At 70.7% G+C, this 17,801-nt stretch carries 16 protein-coding genes, 1 rRNA gene and 1 riboswitch; of the genes, 4 read left to right on the top strand and 13 right to left on the bottom strand.

The window, feature by feature from the left end; all coding sequences use genetic code 11:
- Positions 1 to 20 precede the first annotated feature (20 nt).
- Positions 21 to 1,550, bottom strand: a complete 1,530-nt coding sequence (locus IG88_RS0100085; protein WP_031033398.1) for a glutamate-cysteine ligase family protein — start codon at positions 1,548 to 1,550, stop codon at positions 21 to 23.
- Positions 1,551 to 2,102: 552 nt separating this feature from the next.
- On the opposite strand from IG88_RS0100085, the gene IG88_RS0100080 reads away from it, so the two are divergent.
- The 3 genes from IG88_RS0100080 (at position 2,103) to IG88_RS0100070 (ending at position 3,751) form a co-directional block, all read left to right on the top strand.
- Positions 2,103 to 2,687, top strand: coding sequence for a hypothetical protein (locus IG88_RS0100080; RefSeq protein WP_031033396.1), 585 nt, complete (start codon positions 2,103 to 2,105; stop codon positions 2,685 to 2,687).
- Between the two features lie 282 nt (positions 2,688 to 2,969).
- Entirely contained in the window at positions 2,970 to 3,173 is a 204-nt protein-coding gene (locus IG88_RS0100075) for a DUF5999 family protein (protein ID WP_003977451.1), read from the top strand.
- A 158-nt stretch (positions 3,174 to 3,331) separates the two neighbouring features.
- Positions 3,332 to 3,751, top strand: coding sequence for a TOBE domain-containing protein (locus IG88_RS0100070; protein ID WP_031033394.1), 420 nt, complete (start codon positions 3,332 to 3,334; stop codon positions 3,749 to 3,751).
- 67 nt (positions 3,752 to 3,818) lie between these two features.
- On the opposite strand, the gene gcvP is transcribed toward IG88_RS0100070, so the two are convergent.
- Complete coding sequence (gene gcvP, locus IG88_RS0100065) at positions 3,819 to 6,704, bottom strand: aminomethyl-transferring glycine dehydrogenase (protein WP_031033392.1); 2,886 nt, start codon at positions 6,702 to 6,704, stop codon at positions 3,819 to 3,821.
- Positions 6,705 to 6,882: 178 nt separating this feature from the next.
- A riboswitch (glycine riboswitch) is annotated at positions 6,883 to 6,978 on the bottom strand.
- Between the two features lie 150 nt (positions 6,979 to 7,128).
- Between gcvP and IG88_RS40095 the strand changes: the two genes are divergently transcribed.
- A complete protein-coding gene (locus tag IG88_RS40095; RefSeq protein ID WP_030401955.1) occupies positions 7,129 to 7,506 on the top strand; it encodes a PRC-barrel domain-containing protein in 378 nt (125 codons plus the stop codon).
- Between the two features lie 12 nt (positions 7,507 to 7,518).
- Here the strand turns inward: IG88_RS40095 and IG88_RS0100055 are convergent, their stop codons facing one another.
- The 11 genes from IG88_RS0100055 to rrf all read right to left on the bottom strand — a co-directional run.
- Positions 7,519 to 8,874 carry a DNA polymerase IV gene (locus IG88_RS0100055; protein ID WP_051851701.1) on the bottom strand — a complete coding sequence of 452 codons (1,356 nt, stop codon included), beginning with the start codon at positions 8,872 to 8,874 and terminating at the stop codon, positions 7,519 to 7,521.
- A gap of 73 nt (positions 8,875 to 8,947) precedes the next feature.
- Complete coding sequence (locus IG88_RS0100050; RefSeq protein WP_199807403.1) at positions 8,948 to 9,634, bottom strand: MerR family transcriptional regulator; 687 nt, start codon at positions 9,632 to 9,634, stop codon at positions 8,948 to 8,950.
- A gap of 190 nt (positions 9,635 to 9,824) precedes the next feature.
- Positions 9,825 to 10,298, bottom strand: a complete 474-nt coding sequence (locus IG88_RS0100045) for a bifunctional nuclease family protein (protein ID WP_030189411.1) — start codon at positions 10,296 to 10,298, stop codon at positions 9,825 to 9,827.
- A gap of 107 nt (positions 10,299 to 10,405) precedes the next feature.
- Entirely contained in the window at positions 10,406 to 11,146 is a 741-nt protein-coding gene (locus IG88_RS0100040; protein WP_031033387.1) for a MerR family transcriptional regulator, read from the bottom strand.
- A gap of 45 nt (positions 11,147 to 11,191) precedes the next feature.
- Entirely contained in the window at positions 11,192 to 12,043 is an 852-nt protein-coding gene (locus IG88_RS0100035) for an FHA domain-containing protein (protein ID WP_234331968.1), read from the bottom strand.
- A 148-nt stretch (positions 12,044 to 12,191) separates the two neighbouring features.
- Positions 12,192 to 13,037, bottom strand: coding sequence for a DUF881 domain-containing protein (locus IG88_RS0100030; RefSeq protein WP_031033383.1), 846 nt, complete (start codon positions 13,035 to 13,037; stop codon positions 12,192 to 12,194).
- 5 nt (positions 13,038 to 13,042) lie between these two features.
- The gene (locus tag IG88_RS0100025; RefSeq protein ID WP_003977440.1) at positions 13,043 to 13,375 is read right to left on the bottom strand and encodes a small basic family protein; all 333 of its coding nucleotides are present in this window, start codon (positions 13,373 to 13,375) and stop codon (positions 13,043 to 13,045) included.
- Positions 13,372 to 14,208: a DUF881 domain-containing protein gene (locus tag IG88_RS0100020; protein ID WP_031033380.1), complete on the bottom strand. Its 837-nt coding sequence runs from the start codon at positions 14,206 to 14,208 to the stop codon at positions 13,372 to 13,374. The genes IG88_RS0100025 and IG88_RS0100020 overlap by 4 nt, the downstream gene beginning before the upstream one ends.
- 167 nt (positions 14,209 to 14,375) lie before the next feature.
- Positions 14,376 to 16,871 (bottom strand): mannose-1-phosphate guanyltransferase, encoded by a 2,496-nt coding sequence (locus IG88_RS0100015; protein WP_030401963.1) that lies wholly within the window; start codon positions 16,869 to 16,871, stop codon positions 14,376 to 14,378.
- 113 nt (positions 16,872 to 16,984) lie between these two features.
- Positions 16,985 to 17,593 carry a CDP-alcohol phosphatidyltransferase family protein gene (locus IG88_RS0100010; RefSeq protein WP_031033366.1) on the bottom strand — a complete coding sequence of 203 codons (609 nt, stop codon included), beginning with the start codon at positions 17,591 to 17,593 and terminating at the stop codon, positions 16,985 to 16,987.
- A gap of 109 nt (positions 17,594 to 17,702) precedes the next feature.
- Positions 17,703 to 17,801, bottom strand: a 5S ribosomal RNA gene (gene rrf, locus IG88_RS40090); the annotation flags it as partial.

Raw genomic sequence — 17,801 nt, 5'->3', positions numbered from 1 at the left:
GAGCGGGGGCGCGGCGGCGGTCAGCTCGCCGGCACCCGCTCCGCATCGGGCCCGGGCAGGCCCACCGGCCACAGGTGCACGGGGTCGCCCTCGCGCATCAGCTCGACGTAGCGACGGGTCGTGGCGGCCAGCGCGGCCTCCCGGGACCGGCCCGCCTCCAGCGCCCGGTGGAACGTGGCGGCCTGCCAGGAGGCGCCGTTGACCCGGCGCCGGCACCGCTCGTCGATCACGCCGAGGTAGAAGTCGCGGTCGGCGGGCTCCACGCCCCACGCGTCCAGACCCGCCTCGGCGAGCGGCAGCAGCTCGTCGCGCACGAGGACGGCGGCGTCGACCTCGGTGGTGCCGCCGAGGCGGCCGCGCCGGGGCCACTCGAAGCGGGCGTCGATGCCCTGGCGGCAGGCGGCCTCGAAGTTGGCGGCGGCGGCCTCGAAGGGCAGCCGGGTCCACACCGGCCGGGGCTCGTCGGCGAGTGCGCGCACCACCCCGTAGTAGAAGGCGGCGTTGGCGATGACGTCCGTGACGGTGGGGCCCGCGGGCAGGACCCGGTTCTCCACGCGCAGGTGGGGGACGCCGTCGGCGACGTCGTAGACGGGGCGGTTCCAGCGGTAGACGGTGCCGTTGTGCAGGACGAGTTCGGAGAGCGAGGGCACCCCGCCCGCGTCGAGGACGTCCAGCGGGTCCTCGTCGTCGCAGATGGGCAGGAGGGCCGGGAAGAAGCGCCGGTTCTCCTCGAAGAGGTCGTAGGCCGAGGTCACCCAGCGTTCCCCGAACCAGGTCCGCGGACGCACGCCCTGGGCCTGGAGTTCGGGCGGGCGGGTGTCGGTGGACTGCTGGAACAGCGGGGGCCGCGACTCGCGCCACAGTTCGCGGCCGAAGAGGAAGGGCGCGTTGGCGCCGAGGGCGATCTGCGCGGCGGTGACGGCCTGCGCCGCGTTCCACACGTCCGCGAAGCGGTCGGGGGTGACCTGGAGGTGCAGTTGCACGGAGGTGCAGGCGGCCTCGGGGGCGATGGACTTGGAGGTGCAGGTCAGGCGCTCGACGCCCTCGATGTCGAGGGTGAATTCCTCACCCCGGGCGGCCACGATCTGTTCGTTGAGCAGGGCGTAGCGGTCGACGGCGGAAAGGTTGGAGGAAACGAGGTCGTCCCGGTCCAGCGTCGGCAGAATACCGATCATCGCGATTCCCGCGTCGACCTCCCCGGCCTTGCGGTCCGCATATGCCAGTGACGTACGGATCTCTTCCGCGAGCCGGTCGAAAACCCGGTCCCCGAGACGGTGGGGGGCTATGTTGACCTCCAGGTTGAACATGGCCAGTTCGGTCTGGAAGTCACGGCTCGCGATGCGTTCGAGGACTTGCGCGTTCAACATTTTCGGCATCCCGTCGGCACCGACGAGATTCAATTCGATCTCCAGCCCCATCAGGTTCTTCGGACGGTCGAACCGCTTCTCCGCCAGAAGTCGCTCCAGGCCCGTCAGGCACCGCTGGAGCTTGTCGCGGTAGCGCTGGCGATCGGACAGGTCGAACTGACCTGCCACGACCTTCTCCCCCATGGAAGAGTCCCTTCTCGGAGCGATGTGTGGAAGATCCGGCCGCCACTGCCCGGCCGCCGGTCAGGTGGGATGATGCCCAGCCGAAGCGATCGATAACGTCCCCGCGCCGGCCCGGCAGCCGCTACTCTGTGCCGATGTGACCGGTGGCACATTCACCGGGCATGGCGCGTCGAGCGGTTTTCCGGGCCGGCAACTCGTGAAAAACACCGACGACAATAGGCCGACCGCTCGGTGCGTATTCCCCGAGGTCATCGCCGCACACCTGGTCCGGAATCCGGAGGATTCCCGCAAATCAACGGCCGAGTTCAACCTTGTACGGGTTACCGGAAACGGCTAGCGGAAACACCGTGCGAACACATGTCGTATAAACTCCGCGGACAGGCAGTGGACCGGCGCCCACGGTCGAAGGTTCCCGCCGTCGAGCCGACGCGCGGCACACCTCTCCCCTCTCGTTTCCAGGCCCCGGCCCCTGCCTCTCCCAGCCCTGTGAGCCGACAGCGTCGTCCGCCCCGCCCTCGCGCCACCGTGCCTTCGAATGAGAGGCGACCCACCATGCCCCTGCGTGTTTCCCAGGCCCCCGCGCCCGCCCTGCGCACCGTCCTCACCGCCCTCTCCTCGCCCACTGCGGTCCGTGAGGCCCGGACCCCCGCCCTGCTCGGCACCCAGGGCCCGGCCACACCGGAACTGCCGCTGCCCGTGCACGTCCTCGACCGGGTCACCACGGACGGCGTGACGGCGACGCGGCTGACCGGGTGGCGTTTCCACATCCGGCGCGCGGACCTGGTGGTGGCGGCGGCGGAGACGATGCTGACCGCCGACGGCTGGGTGTTCTCGCACTTCTTCGAGGGCCCCTACGTCACCTCGACCGAGCGCGCCCTGCGGCAGGCCGAGGCACTGCCCCAGCCGTACCAGCCACGCCTGCTCTCGGTTCCCGAGCTGTACATGCTCACGCTGTGGCTGCACGGCGACAGCGCCGCGGACGCCTCGGCCGGGCACCCCGCGGCCACCGACCTGCTGGTGCCGCTGGCACCGGCCCCGCCGGGGATCGCGGCCCACGTGCCGCACCGGGTCGCCGAGCTGCTGCCGGTCCTCACGCACCGGATGAACCCGACGCGGCTGCTGGGGTCTCCCGCCTGACCCGGCCCGTCGCCTCCGGCCCACCACCCGCGCGGACTAGCCCCAATCGGCCATGCCGAACCACCCGAAGTGACAGTGCAGTTGGGCTGAACCGTCCGCGCGGGTGACGCGTCATGAACCTGTGAGAAGCGGTGCCGCGAAATACCTGCGGATCGACGCCCATGGGGCAACACTGGGTTCGGACCGACTCGAGAACGGGGGGCGGACATGAACGAGGCTTCACGCCGCGATACGGACAAGACAGCGAATTCACCCGTCATCACAGACCGAGAGACCCCATCCATGTGCCAGCACCAGCCACCGTGCCCGTCAGCCGTCTCCGCCGACCGGGAGTCCGCCCGTCTCGTGGCGCACCACCCGGAGCAGGGGTGGAGCCTGCTGTGCAACGGCGTCGTCCTCTTCGAGGACACCGGTGAGCTCCTGCCGGACGGCCGGGTCATCGCCCCGCACCGTCCCGTCGGGGCGGGCCTGACGACCGCCGCCTGACCACGCACCGGGGCGGGTGACACCGACGACCACCACCTGCCGGGGCCGGCCCGCAGCCACGACTGCGTACCGGCCCTCACCCATGTCCGGGGCAGCACAAGGGGTCCCCGAATGCGCACATGTCTGGCACAACGCCCCGTCCGGGCTACGGTGCCCCCATGAGCCTGTCCATCCGCAACCAGCTCCCCGGCACCGTCACCGCCGTCACTCCGGGCGAGGCCATGGCGACGGTCCGGATCCGTCTCACCGGCGGCCAGGACGTCACCGCCGCGATCACCCGGGAGTCCGCCGACGACCTCGCCCTCTCTCCCGGCGCCGCCGTGCGCGCCCTGGTGAAGTCCACGGAGGTGTCCCTGGCCACCGGCCGGGTCGACGGTCTGTCCATCCGCAACCGGCTGCCGGGTACGGTCACGGCCCTCACCACCGGCCCCGCGATGGCCGCCGTCACGGTCGCCGTCGAGGGGGCCGAGCTGACCGCCGCCGTCACCCGGCAGGCCGCCGACGACCTGACGCTGGCCGTGGGCGTTCCCGTCGTCGCACTGATCAAGTCGACCGAGGTGTCGCTCGCCACGGCGTGAGACGCCGAGAGGCTCCGCCCGGACCCTGGGGGACCGGACGGAGCCTCTCGCACTTCCGCGGACCTGCTCAGTCCTCGTAGGCGTCCAGCGGCGGGCAGGAGCAGACGAGGTTGCGGTCGCCGTACGCCTGGTCGATGCGGCGCACCGGCGGCCAGTACTTGTCGGCCGCGGAGACGCCGGCCGGGAAGACGGCCTCCTCGCGCGTGTACGCGTGGTCCCACTCGCCGCCGAGGGCGCCCGCGGTGTGTGGGGCGCCGCGCAGCGGGTTGTCGTCGGCGGGCCAGGAGCCGGAGCCGACCTTCTCGATCTCCGCACGGATGGCGATCATCGCCTCGCAGAACCGGTCCAGCTCGGCCAGGTCCTCGGACTCGGTCGGCTCGATCATCAGCGTGCCTGCCACCGGGAAGGACATCGTCGGCGCGTGGAAGCCGTAGTCGATCAGCCGCTTGGCGACGTCGTCGACGCTGACGCCGGTGGCCTTGGTCAGCGGGCGCAGGTCGATGATGCACTCGTGCGCGACCAGACCGCCGGGGCCGGTGTACAGCACCGGGAAGTGCGGTTCCAGGCGCTTGGCGATGTAGTTGGCGGACAGCACGGCCACCTGCGTGGCCCGCTTGAGGCCCTCGCCGCCCATCAGCCGGACGTAGGACCAGGAGATCGGCAGGATGCCGGCCGAGCCCCACGGCGCCGCCGAGACCGGTCCGACGCCGGTCTGCGGGCCCGCCGCGGGCTGCAGCGGGTGGTTGGGCAGGTACGGCGCCAGGTGCGACCGTACGGCCACGGGGCCGACGCCGGGACCGCCGCCGCCGTGCGGGATGCAGAAGGTCTTGTGCAGGTTCAGGTGGGAGACGTCGCCGCCGAAGTGGCCGGGCCTGGCCAGGCCGACCAGGGCGTTGAGGTTGGCGCCGTCGACGTAGACCTGGCCGCCCGCGTCGTGCACCCGGGCGCAGATGTCGGCCACGTGCTCCTCGAACACGCCGTGCGTGGAGGGGTACGTGATCATCAGCACGGCCAGCTCGTCGCGGTGCTTCTCGATCTTGGCCCGCAGGTCCTCGACGTCGATCTCGCCGTCCTCGGCGGTCTTGACGACGACGACCTTCATGCCGGCCATCACGGCGCTGGCGGCGTTGGTGCCGTGCGCGGAGGACGGGATGAGGCAGACGGTGCGCTGCTCGTCGCCGTTGGCCCGGTGGTAACCGCGTACGGCGAGCAGGCCCGCGAACTCGCCCTGCGAGCCGGCGTTGGGCTGCAGCGAGACCTTGTCGTACCCGGTGACCTCGGCCAGCCGCTCCTCCAGCTCCCGGATCAGGGTCAGGTAGCCCTGGGCCTGCTCGGCGGGTGCGAAGGGGTGCAGCGCGCCGAACTCGGGCCAGGTGACCGGCTCCATCTCGGTGGTCGCGTTGAGCTTCATGGTGCAGGAGCCCAGCGGGATCATGCCGCGGTCCAGCGCGTAGTCGCGGTCGGCGAGGCGGCGCAGGTAGCGCAGCATCGCGGTCTCGGAACGGTGCTGGTGGAAGACGGGGTGGGTCAGGAAGTCGTCGGTACGCAGCAGCGCCTCGGGCAGCGCGTCCGCGGCCTCCGCGTCCAGCGCCTCGACGTCGCCCTCCACGCCGAACGCGCTCCACACGCCGCCCACCTGGGCCCGGGTGGTGGTCTCGTCGCAGGCGAAGGAGACGTGGTCGGCGTCGACGAGCCGCAGGTTGATGCCGCTCTCCCGGGCGGCGTGGACGACCGCGTCGGCCCGGCCGGGCACCCGCGCCGTGACGGTGTCGAAGTAGGCGCCGTGCACGATCTCGACACCGCCCGCGGCGAGCCCCGCGGCGGTGATCGTGGCGTAGCGGTGCGTGCGGCGGGCGATGGCCCGCAGTCCCTCGGGGCCGTGGTAGACGGCGTACATGCCGGCCATGACGGCGAGCAGCACCTGCGCGGTGCAGATGTTGCTGGTGGCCTTCTCACGACGGATGTGCTGCTCGCGGGTCTGCAGGGCGAGGCGGTAGGCCTTGTGGCCGTCCGCGTCCACGGAAACGCCGACCAGGCGGCCGGGCAGGCTGCGGGCGAACTTCTCGTGCACCGCCATGTAGCCGGCGTGCGGTCCGCCGAAGCCCATCGGCACGCCGAAGCGCTGGGTGGTGCCCACTGCGATGTCCGCGCCCAGCTCGCCGGGCGAGGTGAGCAGGGTGAGGGCGAGCAGGTCGGCGGCGACGGTCACGAGCGCGCCCAGCTCGTGCGCCCGGTCGATCACCGGCTTGATGTCCCGCACGGCACCGGAGGCGCCCGGGTACTGGACGAGGACGCCGTTGATCTCGCGCTCGGTGACCTCGGCGGGGATGCCCTCGCTCAGGTCGGCGACGACGACCTCGACACCGGTCGGCTCGGCCCGGGTCCGTATCACCGCGACGGTCTGGGGCAGGGCGTCCGCGTCGACCAGGAACAGCCCCTTCTTGTTCTTGCCCATGCGCCGGGACAGGGCCATCGCCTCGGCGGCGGCGGTGCCCTCGTCGAGCAGCGAGGCGCCGGAGGTGGGCAGGCCGGTCAGCTCGGCGACCATCGTCTGGAAGTTCAGCAGGGCCTCGAGCCGCCCCTGGGAGATCTCCGGCTGGTACGGGGTGTACGCCGTGTACCAGGCCGGGTTCTCCATGACGTTGCGCAGGATGACCGGCGGGGTGAAGGTGCCGTAGTAGCCGAGGCCGATCATGGAGTCGAGGACCTGGTTGCGGTCGGCCAGGGAGCGCAGCTCGGCCAGGACCTCGGCCTCGGAGCGCCCGCCCGGCAGGTCGAGCCGGTCGGCGTTCTTGATCACGTCCGGCACGGCGGCGGCCGTCAGTTCGTCGAGCGAACCGTAACCGACCTGCGCGAGCATCTTGGCCCGGGCCTCGTGGTCGGGGCCGATGTGGCGCTGCTCGAAGGGCATGGCCTGTTCGAGTTCGGAGAGCGGGGTGCGAGGGGCGGTCATGTGCGGAGGCCTCCTGGTCTGACGACCTTCGTGGGGCACCACGGCGCGGGTACCCGGACGGCCTCCCCCTCTGTCATCTCAACCTGAGAGCTTCACCGGTCGGGCCCTTGGGCCCTCCCGGCTTTCACCGTCGGTGAGAGCGGAAGCCGTCGACACCCGCCCTGCTTTCCAGAGTGACCTCGTCCGTGCGGTACGTGAGCCTGAGAGATTCCGGGGAGGATTTGCTCCTTCGGCGCCTCCGGTGGTGTCCGGAGGACTCTCCCGCGCGGGGTCAGCAGCCGTTTGCCAGCGTACCAGCGACGTACTCCCACGGACCTCGAGTGGCCGACCGGCCACATGTGCTCTTTTGTAGTACTTACGGATGGTTAGGCGGCTGGTGTGCGACCCCAGTGCGGCCCAGTGGTGCGATCAAGTGGAGGGCCCCGTGCGTACTGACATTGATCCGCGGAACCTGATCGGCCGCAAGGCGTTCGACCGCGACGGCGCCAGGATCGGCACCGTCGACGAGGTCTACCTCGACGACGCCACCGGCGTCCCCGAGTGGGCGGCGATACGGACCGGTCTCTTCAGCCGGGACGCCTTCGTCCCCCTGGAGCCCAGCGAGCTGGTGGACGGCACCCTGCGCGTGCCCTTCGACCGGTCCCTGATCAAGGAGGCGCCGGACTTCGGCGTCGGCCGCCACCTCTCGCCGGAGCAGGAACTCCAGCTCTACCACCACTACGGCCTGGACGTCGCGGCCGCTCCCCCGCCCCCCGACCACGACTTCGGCAAGCTGGCCGGCAAGGGCAACGACGACGGCTGACACGGCCCCGCGCTACCCGCCCGTCCGTCCCGCGGGGACGACCAGCGGGAGTGGCTCGGCCGGGCTCAGCTCCGGGTCGTCCACGGCGAACGTCCGCACCCGCCCGACCCCGGAGTACGGCGTCTCGAACCGCACGGTGACCCGCCCCAGACCGCTGCCCTGCACCCACCCGTGACCGAGCCGGGCGTGCCGCACGTCGTGCCCCGCCGGCCACCGGCGCTCGGCGGGCGAGGGGCCGGGCTCCTCGACCGGCTCGGCCGTTGCGGGCTCCTGGTCCGGCTCCTCGGTCCGCTCCCCCGCCGCCTGCGCGAACAGGTCCTCCTGCGTGTAGTCGGCGAGCCCGCTGACGCCCACCCCGAGCAGCCGCACGCCGCCCGTGGTGTCCACGGAGTCCAGCAGTCTGGCCGCGGCCTCCGAGACCACCGCCGGGTCGTCGGTGGGCCCGCGCAGCGTCTCGGAGCGCGTCAGCGTGGAGAAGTCGTACCTGCGCACCTTGAGCACGATGGTCCGCCCGGACAGACCGGAGGCGCGCAGCCTCCGCACGCAGCGGTCCGCGAGCCGCCCCACCTCGACGCCGACCCGCACCCGGTCGTGGATGTCCACGTCGTAGGTGTCCTCGACCGAGACGGACTTGGTCTCCCGCTCGGCCACCACCGGCCGCTCGTCCCGCGCCAGCGCCATGGCGTACAGCGCGTGCCCGTGCGCCTTGCCCAGCAGCCGCACCAGCTCGTCCTCGCCCGCCTCGGCGATCTCGCCGACCGTGGTGATCCCCGCCCGGCGCAGGTGGTCCCCCGTGGCGGGTCCCACCCCGGGCAGCGTCCGCACGGTCATCGGCTCCAGCATGGCCCGCTCCGTCCCCGGCGGGATGAGGACCAGTCCGTCGGGCTTGGCCTCCTCGGAGGCGATCTTGGCCAGCATCTTGGAGGCGGCGAGCCCGACGGAGCCGGTGAGGCCGGTGACGGCGCGGATGTCCACGCGCAGCCTCGCCCCGGCCAGCCGCGCCGACTCCGCGTCCCAGGCCGCCCCACCGGCCTCCAGGTCGACGAAGGCCTCGTCCAGGCTCAGCGGCTCCACCAGGGGCGACAGCTCCCGCAGCAGCCCCATGACCTGCTCGCTGATCGACCGGTACAGCTCGAAGCGCGGCACGAGGTACGCGGCGTGGGGGGCGAGCCGGCGGGCCTGGCCCATCGGCATCGCGGAGTGCACCCCGAACACCCGCGCCTCGTAGGAGCAGGTGGCGACCACACCGCGGGGCCCCAGACCGCCCACGATCACCGCTTTCCCGCGCAGGCTCGGCTTGGACGCCTGCTCCACCGAGGCGAAGAAGGCGTCCATGTCGAGATGCAGGATCGTGGGCGCGGTTCTCACATCTCCGATGCTGCCCTACGCCACTGACAATGCCGCGACCACCGGCGCGAGGAGCCCCGCGGCACCACGGGCTTCAGACCGCCCGGTTGTTCCGCCGCCGGGCCAGCTCGTCGGCCGGATTGTGCCCGACCAGCGTCTCGCCGGTGTCGATCCGCTCCCCGTGCAGCTGGGACAGCGCGCTCTCCACGTCCCGCCACACCACACCGACGGCGATCCCGAAGATGCCCTGGCCGCCCTGGAGCAGGGCGTGCACCTCGTCGGGGGAACCGCACTCGTAGACGGTGGCACCGTCGCTCATCAGGGTCATCCGCTCCAGGTCGCGAAACCCGCGCTCCCTGAGGTGCTGGACGGTGGTGCGGATGTTCTGCAGCGACACCCCGGTGTCGAGGAAGCGCTTGACGATCTTCAGCACGACCACGTCGCGGAAGCTGTACAGCCGCTGGGTCCCGGACCCGTGGGCGGGTCGCACGCTGGGCTCGACCAGGCCCGTGCGGGCCCAGTAGTCGAGCTGCCGGTAGGTGATGCCGGCGGCCGCGCAGGCCGTCGGTCCGCGGTAGCCGATCTGCTCGGACGCCATGGACGTCGCCCCTCCGCTGGTCGGCACGGCCGCCGGTCGCTGCGGGCCGGGATCGGCCGCGCCACCGTGCTGGGCGTGACCCGCGCCCTCGCGAAGCCGGGAACCCGGGGGAGGGTACGGACCGCCTGCCCCGAAGCTGCGCCCGGGGCCACCCCCAACCGTACCGTCGCCGCTGATTCTCACGCCGACCTCCGTCCTTGACCTGCCTCCTCGAAGGTAGGCAGTCACCAAGGGTGCGTCAACGATCGCCACACTCGGCACGCCGAGTGATAATCACCTTACGAGTGGTTTCCCGTGCCCTGTTCCGGGAAAGGATGGCTGATTGTGCCCGAACAGGGCCGCGCGCGGCCCCGGAGCGTCCCGGGCACGTGCCTCACTGGTTGCTCGTTCCGAAGTCCTCGGGCGAGATCTGGTCGAGGAACTCGCGGAACTTCTCCACCTCGTCCTCCTGCTCGTCCGGGATCGCGATGCCGGCGTCGTCGAGGACCGTGTCACTGCCGTAGATCGGCGTACCGGTGCGCAGGGCCAGCGCTATGGCGTCAGAGGGCCTGGCACTGACCTCGACGCCGCTCGCGAACACCAGCTCGGCGTAGAAGACGCCGTCGCGCAGGTCGGTGATGCGCACTTCCGTGAGCTCCTGGCCGACGGCCTCCAGCACGTCCTTGAACAGGTCGTGGGTCAGCGGCCGCGCGGGGGCCATGCCCTGCTGGGCGAAGGCGATCGCCGTCGCCTCCCCCGGTCCGATCCAGATGGGAAGGTAGCGGTCGCCGCCCACCTCGCGCAGCAGCACGATCGGCTGGTTGGAGGGCATCTCGACCCGGACACCTACGACATCGAGCTCGTTCACACAGCAACCCTAGGCCGTGCCCGGGACGTTTGGGTAGTCGGGCCGGGATCGGGTGGGCGATCCGGGTCTGGATCCGGCGGGCGGCCCGGCTCCCGGGCCTGCCCGTTTCAGGGCAGGCGCACGCCCAGGGCGCTCTGCACCAGGGCCGCGTGCAGCTTCACCGCGAGACCCGCCAGCTCCTTGGTCCGGGCTTCGGCGTGTGCCCGGGTCTGGGGGTTGCGGTGCCGCTTCAGCGGGGCCACCACCTGGTCGACGAGCCCGGCCTCCCGGTCGGCGGCGGCCTTCATGACCCGCAGGTGCCGCGGCTCGATCCCGAACCGCCCCAGTTGCACGACCAGCGACGCCACGGTGACCGCATCGGCCTCGTACGCACCGTCGGGCAGCGGGGCGAGCAGACCGTAGGACTCCCACTCCTCCAGCTCCCGGTCACCGATCCCGGCCGCCGCCAGCAGCTCGTCCCGCCCGATCCTGGCCACCGTCGGGCTCTCGGCGGGCTCCGGCACGGCCGCCTCCCCGTCGCGCTGCCGGCCGACCCGGGGCAGGGACACGGCCTCACCGCGCTCCACGGCGTCCAGGTGCTCGCGGATCACCTTCAGCGGCAGATAGTGGTCCCGCTGCATGCGCAGCACCTCGCCGAGGCGCTCGACGTCGTGCGCGCTGAACTTGCGGTACCCGGCCGGGGTCCGCCGCGGCTCGACGAGCCCCTCCGACTCCAGGAACCGGATCTTGGAGATGGTGATGTCGGGGAACTCGTCACGCAGCGCGTTCAGCACTGCGCCGATGCTCATCAGCCCACTGTCCGTGGCGGCGGCGCCGTGACCGGCACCGCCGCTCGGTGTTTGAAACATGGACCTTCCCTGGGAGGTTCCCCGGGCGAGCGGCCCGGGGGCGGGTCAGTAGCCCCGCTGGCTCGCGTAGAACACCAGCCGGTACTTGCCGATCTGCACCTCGTCACCGTTGGACAGGGCGACCTGGTCGATGCGCTCCCGGTTGACGTACGTGCCGTTCAGGCTGCCGACGTCGGCGACCGTGAACGAACCGTCGGGGCTCCGGCGGAACTCCACGTGCCGACGCGAGACCGTCACGTCGTCCAGGAAGATGTCGCTCTGCGGATGACGACCGGCGGTGGTCAGCTCGCCGTCCAGCAGGAAGCGGCTGCCCGAGTTCGGGCCGCGGCGCACGACCAGCAGGGCGGAGCCCAGCGGCAGCGCGTCCACGGCCGCCTGCGCCTCGGGAGAGAGCGCCGGCATCGCCGTCTGGCCGGTGGTCTCGGCGTCGTAGGCCTCCAGACCGGAGATGGAGATCGTGGAGGTCGTCTCGGACGCACGCTCCGGGACGGCGCCGGGCCGCAGCGGAGCACCGCAGTTGGAGCAGAAACGGCTGTTCTCCGCGTTGCGGTTGCCGCACCTCGTACACACCAGGGCCGACATGGACGGATCCTCCTGCCGCGGCTGCCCCGCCGGGGCGTTCGACGCGTACGGGTCGGGGTTGAAGCCTCCGCCCGCACCCGGGGCCGAGGACTGGCCGAAACCTATGCCGCCGGACTGAGCAGGGTCAACAGACGGCGCGCCCGGACCACCCACCTGGTCCCGGAACATCGGGCGCGAGCCCTCCGCGTCGGGCTGTGCGCGATGACGAGCGGTCGCGTTGTCGCCGCTCCCCTCTCGCGCGCTCTTGCCGAACAACTTCGCAAACAACTTCACGGGCGATTCCCCTTGACCGAAACAGACCCGCCCGTGGGGCAGGACGAACCCTTACTGACCGCACTGACCGACCCGGACACCTTCACAACGTCCGTCTCCGCCAGACAGTTTCCACCACGCACCACCCAATCGGTGCGCCGACCCCCCGCAACCTCATGCCCTCGCCGGACGTCCCCCATGCACCGCCGGTTCACTGGGAGGACGACCGAGCGTAGTCAGGCCGCTCCGCCGCCCGCAAGGCGTCCACGACGATCTTGCTCGACCGCTCAACAGTAACGGTGGCCTGTTCCTTCTCCAGAGTCTGCACCACTCCTCCAGGAATGTTGAGAGCCGGTTCCAGGTCCTGCGGCTTACCGATGACCTGGAAACGATAGGGCGCTTTGATCTTGTTCCCGTCGACGCTGACGGAGTTGTCGGAGTCGGCGAGGTACGTCCCGGCGACGACCCGTACGCCGTTCACCTGGATCGCCTCCGCGCCCGCCGCGCGCAGCTCCTGGATGGCGTCGAGCAGCATGTCCGCCTCGACCGTCCCCTTCGCGTCCTCGATGGTCACCGTGATGCCGGGCCCCTGCGCGGCCACGGTGCCCGCGAGAACGCCCAGTTGCCGCTCCTTCTCGAGCGTCTGCTTGCGGGCCTCCTCCGCCTGGTCGGAGCTGTTCTCCAGCTCGTCGCGCTGCTTCTCGAGGCCCTGCTTCTCGTCTTCAAGACGCTGAGTACGGTCGTCCAGTTCATCGAGGATGCGGACCAGATCCTCCTGGCGGGCGCCCCGCAGCGCGCTGTCGCTGTCGCTGTTGGACGCCACCTGGACCGCGAGACCGAAGCCGAGCCCGAACAGAAGCAGGGCGACGATGAGTTGGGCCCGGGTCAGCCGCGGCGGCCACAACCCCTTCACGAGCCGCTGTCTGCCGGTGAGTCCGTTCCGCTCCGGCCGGGTCCCCTGCGCGCCGCCGTCCCCCGACGGATTGGCCGGGGGCGGAACCTCCTGCGGCAGTTCCCTGCGCAGCCGGTGCCCGTGCTGCTCGTCGTGCTCGCTCATCGGCCTCACGCCCGGAAGACGTGGCGGCGGATCGCCGCGGCATTGGAGAAGATGCGGATGCCGAGGACCACCACGACACCGGTGGAGAGCTGGGCACCGACGCCCAGCTTGTCGCCCAGGAACACGATCAGTGCGGCGACGACGACGTTCGACAGGAACGACACCACGAAGACCTTGTCGTCGAAGATTCCGTCGAGCATGGCCCGCAGACCACCGAAGACGGCGTCCAGCGCCGCCACCACGGCAATCGGGAGGTACGGCTCCACGGCCGCCGGCACCTCCGGCCGGACCAGCAATCCGGCCACGACTCCCACGACGAGGCCCAGTACGGCGATCACGATGTGCCCTTCTCGGTTATCGGCTGTGCTGAACGTACGATCAGACTTGGTGCGGCCGGCAGCTTGAGGTCGTCCGCGACGGAGATGGCGGTCCGGATGCCGTAGCTCTCCTGGAGGGCGTGCAGGTACAGCCCGTCGGCGCTGTCCTGGAAGGCGGCACTCAGCCGCTTCCCGTCCCCCACCGCGAGCACCGTGTACGGCGGCACCAGCGGCCTGTTGTCGACCAGTATCGCGTCCCCCGCGGCCCTGATCGCCGACAGCGCCGTCAGACGCTGTCCGTTGACGGAGACGGCCTCGGCGCCCGACTCCCACAGGCCGTTGACCACACGCTGCATGTCACGGTCCCGTACCCGGCCCGTGTCGGAGAACCCCGAGGTGCCCCGCGTCCTCCCGTCGGCCCCGGCGCCCGCGTCCTTGGCGTCGTCGACGACGAGCTTCACCCCGGGGCCGTGCACCTCGACCGCGCCCGCGAGGACGCCCACCAGGTCGGACCGGTCGCCCTCGCCGCTCTTCTCGAGCGCCTCGCGCCGGCGGGCGTTCACGTCGTCGCGCAGCTCGTCGACGCTCTTCTCCAGCTTGTCGGCCGCCGAGGTCTCCCCCTCGATGCGATCGACGAGTTCCTCGCGCTCCTTGGCGACGACGGGCGCGGCGACGCGCGCCTGAGCCGCCCCGACCGTCACGACCAGCGCCGCGAGCACGAGGCCGGCCGCCAGGCCCAGCTTGGCGCGGAGCGTCTTGGGCATCCCGCCGGTGCCGTCGGCCTTCTTCCGCGCGGCGGCCTCGGCGTAGCCGTCGTCAAGGCTGTGGTCCATGACGTTCGTGAGCAAGGACATGGACGCGTCCGGGCGCGCGGGCCGCGAGGATGTGCTCCGAACGGGGGGTGGCTGCGGCATGCCGCACATCGTCGCACGCCGCCGCCACTACCTCCGAATGGCCCCACCGACGTGCCGGACAGGCCCCCTTGGGGACACTTGTCCGGCACGCAGGCGTGCGGAGCGTTCTACCGGCCCGCGCTGTCCACCACCGCGGCCCACTCGTCCAGCAGGGCCTGCGCGGAGGCGTCGTCGGGGCCCTCGGCCCACAGGTGGGTGACCGCCTCCGCCGGGTCGGGCAGCACCATCACCCAGCGCCCGTCGGTCTCGACCACCCGCACCCCGTCCGTGGTGTCCACGAACCGGTCCCCGGCCGCCTCCACGACCCGCCGCATGACGAGTCCCTTGACGGCCCACGGAGTGGCGAGGTCGCGCTTGAGGACGTGGGCCCGCGGGATCCGCGCGTCGATCTGGCTCAGCGTGAGCTGCGTCCGCGCGACCAGGCCGATCAGCCGTACGAAGGCCGCCGTGCCGTCGTAGACGCTGCTGAACTCGGGGACGATGAAGCCGCCCTTGCCGTCGCCGCCGAAGATCGCGCCCTCCTCGCCCCCGACCCGCGTGAGGTCGTCCGGAGAGGTGGTGGTCCACTCGACCTGCGTGCCGTGGTAGGCGGCGACCTGCTCGGCGATCCTGGTGGTCGTCACCGGGAGCGCGACCCGGCCGCTGCGCCGCTCGGCCGCGATCAGGTCGAGCATCACCAGCAGCGCCCGGTCGTCCTCGATGATGCGGCCCTTCTCGTCGACGAGCGACAGGCGCTCACCGACGGGGTCGAACCGCACCCCGAACGCGGCCCGCGAGGACGCCACGATCTCCCCGAGGCGCACGAGCCCGGACCGCCGCATGTCGGCCGACTCGGTGGGCCTGGCCTCGTCGAGGCCGGGGTTGATGGTCAGCGAGTCGACGCCCAGCTTTCCGAGCAGACTGGGCAGCACCAGCCCTGCACTGCCGTTCGAGGCGTCGACGACCACCTTGAGCCCGGAGTCGGCGATACCGGTGATGTCGACGTTGCGCAGGAGCGATCCGGTGTACGAGTCGAACACGCTGGACGGGAAGTGCAGGTCCCCGATCTCCCCGGGGAACGCCCGCCGGTACTCCTGACGCGCGAACACCCGGTCCAGCTTCCGCTGGCTGCCCTGCGACAGGTCGGCGCCCTGTCCGTCGAAGAACATGATGTCGACGGAGTCCGGCACCCCCAGGGTGGTGCGGATCATGATCCCGCCCGCGCTGCCCCGGGCGGTCTGCTGCCGCGCCACGGGCAGCGGTACGTTCTCCAGGTCGCGTACGTCGATGGCGCTGGCCTGCAGCGCGGAGATCACCGCCCGCTTCAGCGCACGGGCACCGCGGGAGTGGTCACGGGCCGTGGTGACGGTGGACCCCTTCTTCAGGGTCGTCGCGTACGCCCCGGCCAGCCGCACGGCCAGCTCGGGGGTGATCTCCACGTTCAGGATGCCGGAGACCCCGCGAGCCCCGAAGAGGTGCGCCTGGCCGCGCGACTCCCAGATCACCGAGGTGTTGACGAAGGCGCCGGCCTCGATGGTCTTGAACGGGTAGACCCGCACGTTCCCCTGGACGATCGATTCCTCGCCGACCAGGCACTCGTCGCCGATGACCGCACCGTCCTCGATCCGCGCGGCCCGCATGATGTCGGTGTTCTTGCCGACCACGCAGCCCCGCAGGTTGCTGTGCGGACCGACGTACACGTTGTCGGCCACCACGGCCTTGTGCAGGAAGGCACCGCTCTTGACGACGACGTTGGACCCGACGACCGTGTGCTCCCGGATCTCGGCGCCGGCCTCGACCTTGGCGTAGTCACCGATGTACAGGGGCCCCCGCAGCACCGCGTCGGGGTGCACCTCCGCGCCCTCGGCCACCCACACTCCGGGCGAGATCTCGAAGCCGTCGATGTCGACGTCGACCTTGCCCTCCAGGACGTCGGCCTGGGCCTTCACATAGCTCTCGTGGGTACCGACGTCCTCCCAGTAGCCCTCGGCGACGTAGCCGTAGATGGGCTTGCCTTCCTTCATCAGCTGCGGGAAGACGTCTCCGGACCAGTCCACGGGGACATCGGGGTCGACGTAGTCGAAGACCTCGGGCTCCATGACGTAGATGCCGGTGTTCACGGTGTCCGAGAACACCTGGCCCCAGGTCGGCTTCTCCAGGAAGCGCTCGACCTTGCCCTCTTCGTCGACGATGGTGATGCCGAATTCCAGCGGGTTGGGCACACGCGTCAGACACACGGTGACGAGCGAGCCCTTTTCCTTGTGGAAATTGATCAGGTCAGTGAGGTCGAAGTCGGTCAGGGCATCGCCGGAAATGACGAGGAAGGCATCGTCCTTCAACGCCTCCTCGGCGTTCTTGACGCTTCCGGCGGTACCGAGTGGCTTCTCCTCGTTGGCATAGGTGAGCTCCATCCCGAGCTCTTCGCCGTCACCGAAGTAGTTCTTGACCAGTGAGGCCAGGAACTGGACGGTGACGACGGTCTCATTGAGCCCATGCCTTTTGAGCAACCTGAGCACATGCTCCATGATCGGCCGGTTGACCACCGGCAGGAGCGGCTTGGGCATGCTCGAGGTCATGGGACGAAGGCGTGTGCCTTCGCCTCCAGCCATCACGACGGCCTTCATGTCGGAAGCGTCCTCCTCTGAGAGACGACGGTTAAGCCGACTTCACCCGTCCAGGGTCCCGCACTTTTCCGGCGCGGGCCATCCGGCCCACGGGGACCGCACAATCAGCGAGTTCAATCGGCTGCGGCGTCCGCGCGCACCAGGCGGCGGACCTGCACCACATAGAGAACACCTGCCCACCAGTACAGGGTTGTACCCCATCCGGCGAACGCCCATCCGAAAACAGCGGCGAGTGACGCGATCCATCCGCTTCCGTCGCTCAGCAGCAGCAAGGGGAAGGCGTACATCAGGTTGAAGGTGGCGGCCTTGCCCAGGAAGTTCACCTGCGGCGGCGGATAGCCGTGGCGCCGGAGGATGCCCACCATCACCAACAGCATCGCTTCCCGAGCAAGCAGTACAAGGGTCAACCAGAGCGGGAGAATCTCGCGCCAGGTGAGACCCACCAGGGTCGAGAGGATATAGAGCCGGTCGGCCGCCGGGTCCAGCAGCCGGCCGAGGCTGCTGATCTGATTCCAACGCCGCGCGAGCTTTCCGTCCAGGTAGTCGCTGACTCCGCTGAGGGCCAGCACCAACAGCGCCCAGCCGTCGCTCTGCGGGCCACCGAACTCGGGCCACAGGATGAGCCACAGGAACACGGGCACGCCGACCAGGCGAGCCATGCTGAGGATGTTCGGGATGGTGAGGACCCGGTCGGTCTGCACGCGGGTCTCCTGGACCTCCACGCGGGGGCCTCCTGGGGTGAACGAGCCGATGATGCTCACTGACCTTACCCCAACGCAAAAAAGCTCTGGCTCTCGGGCTGTGTGCCCAAGAGCCAGAGCTCTAAAAGGAGTTCGGCGGCGTCCTACTCTCCCACAGGGTCCCCCCTGCAGTACCATCGGCGCTGTAAGGCTTAGCTTCCGGGTTCGGAATGTAACCGGGCGTTTCCCC

The sequence above is a fragment of the Streptomyces sp. NRRL F-5650 genome, assembly GCF_000721365.1.
Lineage (GTDB): Bacteria > Actinomycetota > Actinomycetes > Streptomycetales > Streptomycetaceae > Streptomyces > Streptomyces ardesiacus.
This window is presented reverse-complemented; position numbering and strand designations above follow the sequence as displayed.

What these genes read in the sequence shown, in the direction of transcription:
- IG88_RS0100015 (WP_030401963.1), bottom strand. Translation starts at nt 16,871, where the DNA reads ATGAAGGCCGTCGTGATGGCTGGAGGCGAAGGCACACGCCTTCGTCCC.
- gcvP (WP_031033392.1), bottom strand. Translation starts at nt 6,704, where the DNA reads ATGACCGCCCCTCGCACCCCGCTCTCCGAACTCGAACAGGCCATGCCC.
- IG88_RS0100030 (WP_031033383.1), bottom strand. Translation starts at nt 13,037, where the DNA reads ATGAGCGAGCACGACGAGCAGCACGGGCACCGGCTGCGCAGGGAACTG.
- IG88_RS0100075 (WP_003977451.1), top strand. Translation starts at nt 2,970, where the DNA reads ATGTGCCAGCACCAGCCACCGTGCCCGTCAGCCGTCTCCGCCGACCGG.
- IG88_RS0100040 (WP_031033387.1), bottom strand. Translation starts at nt 11,146, where the DNA reads ATGTTTCAAACACCGAGCGGCGGTGCCGGTCACGGCGCCGCCGCCACG.
- IG88_RS0100070 (WP_031033394.1), top strand. Translation starts at nt 3,332, where the DNA reads ATGAGCCTGTCCATCCGCAACCAGCTCCCCGGCACCGTCACCGCCGTC.
- IG88_RS0100080 (WP_031033396.1), top strand. Translation starts at nt 2,103, where the DNA reads ATGCCCCTGCGTGTTTCCCAGGCCCCCGCGCCCGCCCTGCGCACCGTC.
- IG88_RS0100020 (WP_031033380.1), bottom strand. Translation starts at nt 14,208, where the DNA reads ATGTCCTTGCTCACGAACGTCATGGACCACAGCCTTGACGACGGCTAC.
- IG88_RS0100085 (WP_031033398.1), bottom strand. Translation starts at nt 1,550, where the DNA reads ATGGGGGAGAAGGTCGTGGCAGGTCAGTTCGACCTGTCCGATCGCCAG.